At 46.4% G+C, this 1,199-nt stretch carries 1 protein-coding gene; it reads right to left on the bottom strand.

Annotated features, from left to right (window positions below; translation table 11 throughout):
- Nucleotides 1-186: 186 nt before the first annotated feature.
- A complete protein-coding gene (locus ACKFKF_RS35090) occupies nucleotides 187-1,086 on the bottom strand; it encodes a transposase family protein (RefSeq protein ID WP_446871951.1) in 900 nt (299 codons plus the stop codon).
- Nucleotides 1,087-1,199: the final 113 nt, after the last annotated feature.

Raw genomic sequence — 1,199 nt, 5'->3', positions numbered from 1 at the left:
ATCCTGTGCTTGTATTGTCGTCAGGGCAATTCAAGTTTTCGGATAGGCACTAAGAATTAGCGAGCCAATTCAATTTCAATTTGATTTTTTCGGAAACTCTAACTTTCTGTCTGTAGAGCATATTAGACTTGTTGGGTAATAAGAACGGTTTTCCCGACAACAGGATTGCTCCTATCTCCTAGCAAGTTATGCAGCATCCAAATAGAAGTTCCATAAGCCTGCTGCTACCAACATCAAGCGATCATCGCAATCAGGCACACGATTCCTATAAGTTGCTGACACAGAGTTATATCGCTTGATGCCTGCATGGGCATGTTCACAGGCGACTCGTTGTGCACTAAATTCTTGATTTTCCAGTTTCTGCTGTTCGCTCAACTCCTTCCCTTTTGACCTTTTATGAGGCAGGTGAATGTTGACAAACTCGTTTTGTAATCCCTGAAACCCTAAATCTCCTTCCACTGGAACTTCATCGGGGATATTGCCCACCAGATCTGCTTCATCCAATTGTCGTTTGTCATGGATTTTGCCCGGTCTGGCTTTGCTCAGGATGATCACCCGCTTTTTTCGAGTGCTGCCCGTGATGTGCTTGCGGGTATGCCGCTTCTTTTTACCGGAGTAATGCTCCTTCTGCTTGTCTTTGTCTTTGGGACGTTGCACCGGACGTTCAGTCCCATCGAAAATCACCTCCTTGACCTCAGGAAAGCGTTCCACAAACTCTGCCATGCTCCGTAACTGTCGTACTGGTAACACCTGTTTGTAGCCCAAGCTGGTCTCCAAAATCGGCAACAGTCGGTGCACCCAGTCCCAAGCACAGGAGCGCTCAAAGTTAAACAGCACACTCAGTAAATCGAAGGTGGGATAGCATTTGCAGTACAGCAAGATGTAAAACAGTTTCTCTGCCATGCTTCTCAAAGTTGCCTTGCGTCCTCCTCCGGGGGCACGCTGGCGTTCTCTTGCTGGTTTTACCAGGCTTTGCTCATAAGCTTGGCTAAAACTGGGCAACAGTTCCTCGAAGGCTTTGAGAGTTAGCCCTGTCATCGCTCTCATCAAGCGGTCTTGGTTGAGAATGTGTTCCAGATTTAGCATTACTACGGCACCTTGCAACTGCTCAATATTATCTCCTATTTCCCAACAGGTCTATTAGCTGACTGCCTGACAAATCTTTTCTAATTGAGGGTAGAACCAGGTTTACAAACAAT

The organism is Phormidesmis sp. 146-12, assembly GCF_052939495.1.
Note: the sequence above shows the minus strand (reverse complement) of the source record. Positions and strands in the feature narration are given on the sequence as shown.